Source organism: Kitasatospora putterlickiae, from assembly GCF_039527695.1.
Taxonomy (GTDB): Bacteria; Actinomycetota; Actinomycetes; order Streptomycetales; family Streptomycetaceae; genus Kitasatospora; species Kitasatospora putterlickiae.
The window spans coordinates 12,711-17,405 of the sequence record NZ_BAAAKJ010000166.1 but is presented as its reverse complement, the minus strand read 5'-3'; the positions used below and the strand labels follow the sequence as shown (position 1 = coordinate 17,405).

The 4,695-nt window shown below is 76.0% G+C and carries 6 protein-coding genes; 1 reads left to right on the top strand and 5 read right to left on the bottom strand.

Features of this window, described 5'->3' with window-relative positions; translation table 11 throughout:
• Nucleotides 1-75 precede the first annotated feature (75 nt).
• The 4 genes from ABD308_RS17250 to ABD308_RS17235 all read right to left on the bottom strand — a co-directional run bounded on the left by ABD308_RS17250 (nt 76) and on the right by ABD308_RS17235 (nt 3,588).
• Complete coding sequence (locus tag ABD308_RS17250) at nt 76-954, bottom strand: alkaline phosphatase family protein (protein ID WP_344335273.1); 879 nt, start codon at nt 952-954, stop codon at nt 76-78.
• A 76-nt stretch (nt 955-1,030) separates the two neighbouring features.
• Complete coding sequence (locus ABD308_RS17245; protein WP_344335270.1) at nt 1,031-1,888, bottom strand: ATP-grasp domain-containing protein; 858 nt, start codon at nt 1,886-1,888, stop codon at nt 1,031-1,033.
• Between the two features lie 50 nt (nt 1,889-1,938).
• Nucleotides 1,939-2,334, bottom strand: coding sequence for an ADP-ribosylation/crystallin J1 (locus ABD308_RS17240; RefSeq protein WP_344335268.1), 396 nt, complete (start codon nt 2,332-2,334; stop codon nt 1,939-1,941).
• A gap of 63 nt (nt 2,335-2,397) precedes the next feature.
• Nucleotides 2,398-3,588 carry an acyl-CoA dehydrogenase family protein gene (locus tag ABD308_RS17235; protein WP_344335265.1) on the bottom strand — a complete coding sequence of 397 codons (1,191 nt, stop codon included), beginning with the start codon at nt 3,586-3,588 and terminating at the stop codon, nt 2,398-2,400.
• A 103-nt stretch (nt 3,589-3,691) separates the two neighbouring features.
• Here ABD308_RS17235 and ABD308_RS17230 point away from each other — a divergent pair, with 103 nt between their 5' ends.
• A complete protein-coding gene (locus tag ABD308_RS17230; protein ID WP_344335263.1) occupies nt 3,692-4,243 on the top strand; it encodes a GNAT family N-acetyltransferase in 552 nt (183 codons plus the stop codon).
• A 36-nt stretch (nt 4,244-4,279) separates the two neighbouring features.
• Here ABD308_RS17230 and ABD308_RS17225 read toward each other — a convergent pair whose 3' ends face one another.
• Nucleotides 4,280-4,588 carry an AzlD domain-containing protein gene (locus ABD308_RS17225; RefSeq protein WP_344335261.1) on the bottom strand — a complete coding sequence of 103 codons (309 nt, stop codon included), beginning with the start codon at nt 4,586-4,588 and terminating at the stop codon, nt 4,280-4,282.
• Between the last annotated feature and the right edge of the window lie 107 nt (nt 4,589-4,695).

The following is a 4,695-nucleotide window of genomic DNA, read 5'->3' as shown; positions in this document are numbered from 1 at the left end:
GTGCCGGCGGGTGCGGCCGGACGGGTGCGGCGGCCACCCGGTCGCCGGATACTGCGTGGGCCCGCTCAGGGGGCGTCAGAGCCCGGCCGGCACGGGGACGGCGAGCGGGAAGGGCCGGCCGTCCAGGGTCCAGTGCGGGTCGATCGGGCGGCCGAGCGCCGCGTACACCTGGGCGGCGACGTCGGGGTGGCGGATCTCGCCGAGGGGCGGGGCGGCGGGGACGCCGGGGCCGGCGCAGGCGACCCAGGCGGTGCGCTCCTCGTGGGTGCGCCCGCCGTGGCCGCCGGTGTCGACGTGGCCGTGGTCGGTGACGACGATGACCGTCCAGGCCTCCTCGGCGTATCCGGGCCGGGCGCGCAGCGCGTCCAGCAGCCGGCCGAGCCGCTCGTCGGCGGCCCGCATCGCGGCGCGGTACTCCTCGCCGCAGCCGAGGAAGTGGGCGGTCTCGTCGACGGCGCCGAGGTAGACGAAGGAGGCCTCGGGGTCGGCGTCGCGCAGCACGTCGACGGCCTCCCGGGTGACCTCCTCGTCGACGGCCTCCCAGGCCTCGGGGGTGTCCTCGGCGGGGGCGACGTAGCAGAGCCGGCCGGGGGCGCGGAACAGCGGCCCGCCGGACTCGGCGATGACCAGCGGGTCCCAGCCGGCGGCGACGAAGGTGCGGCGGCGGTCGCCTCGGGCCAGCCGGGTGGTGAAGTCGGGGAAGACGTCGAGCCGGTTGCCGCCCAGGTGGTTGCCCCACACGCCGTGCTTGGCGGGCTCGACGCCGGTGACGATGGTGGCCCAGCAGGGTCCTGACATGGTGGGCGTGGAGTCCGCGACCGTCACGGGTGCCAGGAAGCCGGCCTCGGCGACCTCCGCGAGCCTCGGCATCGGCACCCGCTCCAGCAGGTCGTACCGGACGCCGTCGATCCCGACGACGAGGACCCGGGGGCGTGGCAGCGGCGGTGTGGACATGAGGGGGCGGTTCCTTTCACGGTGCGGGCGCCGGCCGCGCCCGCGCCGGGGCGGGCGGCGGCGACCGCGCCATGCTTCACGCCCCGCCGGACCGCCGGGTGTCCTGGAGGGGAAGTCCGGGTGGACGGGCGGCGTCCGGACTCCCCCGGTCGGCCGCGTGGCCTGCGGCGGAGCTGACGAAGCGCCGGTCGGCGGCCCGTACCGCGCCGGCCGGGCCCGCCGCGCGCAGCACGACGTCCAGGACGCGCGCCGGGTCGGCGGCGTAGCAGTGGGCGAACCACGGCAGGTTGGCCTCGACCACGGCCCACCGTTCGGCCGGGTCGTACGGGTCGAGCAGCGTTCCGACGTCGAGGGCGACGGCGCTCGGCAGGCTCGCTCCGACGGCGGCGAGCAGCCGCCGTGCGAAGGCGACGGCCGGTCCGGTGAGCGGTCCGGGGTCGAGCCGGCCGAAGCGGGCGTAGCGGCTGCCGGTGTGCACGGCGCCGTCGAGGAGAAAGAGCCGGTACTCGGCGCCGAACGTCACCGGGTCGCTGACCAGGACGGGGGTGTCGGGGCCGATCCGCTCGCCGGTGCGCGGCAGGCGGCCGCCGTCGGCGTAGACGGCGGGCGGGAGGGACTTGTCGGCGGGCGGTTTGACGAAGGCCGGCCGGCGCAGTGTCCACGCCTCGGCGAGGGTGGTGAGTTCGATCCGGCGGCCGGTGAACTCCTCGGGCAGGGCGGCGAGCCAGTCGTCGGCCGGTTCGAGCGGGGCCAGGGCGAGCCGGTCGGCGATCCGGACGGCGGCGAGCGGTCCGCCGTACCAGTGGACGGGCCGGCCGGCCAGCCGGTCGACGGTGTCGGGGCCGGTCAGGACGGCGGTGGCCAGTCCGCGGGCGGTGGCGGCCCCGGTGAGCAGCGCGGTCGTGCTGGTGGCCTGGGCCGCGGTCAGGAGCACGGGCGGCGGGGCGGTCGGCGTGGCCGACGCGGCTGGAGCGGCCGGCGTCGTCATGGCTGGGGCCGGAACTCGTGGACCACCTCGATGCGGCCGGCCAGGTGGCGGTTGAACTCGGGCAGCTCCTCGGCGGGGACCCAGAGTTCGAGGATGGTGCGGCCGCCGGCCTGGCGGACGGGGTAGCGGGTGAGGAAGGCGGTGTCGACCTCGAAGCGGGTGACGTAGCCGACACCGGAGGCGGGGACGTTCCAGTCGCGGGCGATGCGGATCGCGTAGTCCTCGTTCAGCACCGGGTAGAAGATCGGCTGGTCGGGCAGGCGCGGCGGCCAGGCGCGCCAGTCGGCGGCCTCGACGAGGGCGAGTTCCTGGGGGCCGGTCGGGCGCCACAGGGTGGTGGTGCCCCGGCTTCCGGTGGAGGTGGGGGCGGGCGGGGTCGTCGGGCCGTTCATGGGGATGACGCTAGCCATGAACGGCCCGGCGGCGGTACCGGTTTTCGCGTCGGCGGGGCGGGGTCAGCGGTAGGCGGACTCGCCGGTGATGGCCTCGCCGAGGACGAGGGTGTGGATCTCGCTGGTGCCCTCGTAGGTGAGCACCGACTCCAGGTTGTTGGCGTGCCGCAGGACCGGGTAGGCGGTGGTGATGCCGTTGGCGCCGAGCACGGTGCGGGCGCTGCGGGCGATCTCCAGGGCGGCGCGGACGTTGTTGAGCTTGCCGAAGCTGATGTGCGCCGGGCGGGCCGTGCCCTCGTCCTTGAGCCGGCCGATGCGCAGCGCGACCAGGTAGGCCTTCTCGACCTCCAGCATCATCTCGACGAGCTTGTGCTGGGTGAGCTGGAAGCCGGCGATGGGCCGCTCGAACTGGACGCGGCTCTTCGCGTAGTCGAGGGCGGCGGTGTAGCAGTCGCGGGCGGCGCCGACGGTGCCCCAGAGGATGCCGTAGCGGGCCTCGTTGAGGGAGGACAGCGGTCCGCGCAGGCCGGTGACGCCGGGCAGGGCGGCGTCGGCGGGCAGGACGACGTCGTCGAAGGCGAGCGCGCTGGTGACCGAGGCGCGCAGGGAGAGCTTGCCGGGCACGTCGGTGGCGGTGAAGCCGGGCGTGCCGGGCTCGACCAGGAAGCCGCGGACGCCGTCCTCGGTCTGCGCCCAGACCACCGCGACATCCGAGACGCCGCCGTTGGTGATCCACATCTTGGAGCCGGACAGCACCCAGTCCGCGCTCTCGCCGGCGCCCTTGCGGCGGGCGCGGGTGCGCATGTTGGCGGGGTCGGAGCCGAAGTCCGGTTCGGTGAGGGCGAAGCAGCCGATCAGTTCGCCGGCGGCGAGGCCGGGCAGCCAGCGCCGCTTCTGCTCCTCGGAGCCGAAGGCGTGGATGGAGCGCATGGCGAGCGAGCCCTGGACGGAGACGAAGCTGCGCAGACCGGAGTCGGCGGCCTCCAGTTCCATACAGGCCACGCCGTAGGCGACGGCGCTGGAGCCGGCGCAGCCGTAGCCGTCGAGGTGCATGCCGAGCACGCCGAGGGCGCCGAGTTCGGGGGCGAGTTCACGGGCGGGGAAGACGCCGCGCTCGAACCAGTCGCCGATGTGCGGGCGGATCCGGTCGTCGGCGAACCTGCGCACGGTGTCGCGGACGAGGCGCTCCTCGTCGGTGAGCAGATCACCGACGGCGAGCAGGTCGGCGGGGTCGATCCTGGTCGGCTTCGCCATTGAAGCGCTCCTTGTAGTCTCGGCGGGTGCGAACGGTCGCGCGTTGAGTACCGGCGAGTATCGCGCACCCGGTCGCGGCGGGACCGGAGACGAAGGAGTGAGCATGTACACAGTCCGGCCGGTGTCGGCGCGGGAACTGCGCGACGGGACGGCGGAGCGGCTGGGCGAGCTGATGGCGGACACGGTCGACGGCGGGGCCTCGATCGGCTTCCTGGCCCCGCTCGACCGGGCCGCGGCGGCCGGTTGGTGGCGGGGGCTGGCGCCGGACGTCGAGGCGGGGCGGCTGCTGCTCTGGGTGGCCGAGCAGGACGGGGAGGGCCGGATCGCCGGGACGGTTCAGTTGCGTCCGGCGGCGACGGCCAACGGCCGACACCGGGCGGACGTCGCCAAGCTGATGGTGCACCGGGCGGACCGGGGACGGGGGCTGGCCGGGCGGCTGCTCGCCGCCCTGGAGTCGGCGGCCGTCGGGCACGGGCTGCGGACGCTGGTGCTGGACACCGAGACGGGCGGTCCCGCCGAGCGGATGTACGCGGCGGCGGGCTGGACGCGGGTCGGCACGGTGCCGGACTTCGCGACCGACCCGGCGGGGGTGGCACGAGCGACGACGATCTTCTACAAGGCGCTGCCGACCGGGGCGGCCCGGGACGTGGGCTGAGGGGTGACGGGGGCTGCCGGGGGCGGCCGGGGGCGGTCAGGAGACGCCGCAGAGGCGCAGCACGGCCGCGGTCGCGGCGGCCGCGACGACCACGAGCGGGAACGGCGCGCGGCGCAGCGCGAGGACGCCCGCGACCAGGACGCCGGCCGGCCGGGCCCATCCGGCGAAGCCGTGGCCCTGGGTGAGCGCGCCGGTGGCGACCAGGGCGACCAGCAGGACGGCGGCGGCGACGGCGAGCAGGTGGCGCAGGCGGTCGGAGACGGTGAGCCGGTCGCCGAACAGCGGGCCGGCGAGGCGGAAGGCGTAGGTGCCGGCGGCCAGCAGGAGGATGGCGGTCAGGGGCATCAGCGGGCCTCCTTGGCGAGGGGCTCGGTCCGATCGGGCGCGGTCCGGTCGGGCGCGGTCCCGGGTCCGGCGTCGGCACCTGCCTCGGACCCCGCCGCCGAAGCCGC

Excerpts from the sequence above, each read along its gene's own strand:
- ABD308_RS17235 (WP_344335265.1), bottom strand. The coding sequence starts at position 3,588 with ATGGCGAAGCCGACCAGGATCGACCCCGCCGACCTGCTCGCCGTCGGT.
- ABD308_RS17250 (WP_344335273.1), bottom strand. The coding sequence starts at position 954 with ATGTCCACACCGCCGCTGCCACGCCCCCGGGTCCTCGTCGTCGGGATC.
- ABD308_RS17240 (WP_344335268.1), bottom strand. The coding sequence starts at position 2,334 with ATGAACGGCCCGACGACCCCGCCCGCCCCCACCTCCACCGGAAGCCGG.
- ABD308_RS17230 (WP_344335263.1), top strand. The coding sequence starts at position 3,692 with ATGTACACAGTCCGGCCGGTGTCGGCGCGGGAACTGCGCGACGGGACG.
- ABD308_RS17225 (WP_344335261.1), bottom strand. The coding sequence starts at position 4,588 with ATGCCCCTGACCGCCATCCTCCTGCTGGCCGCCGGCACCTACGCCTTC.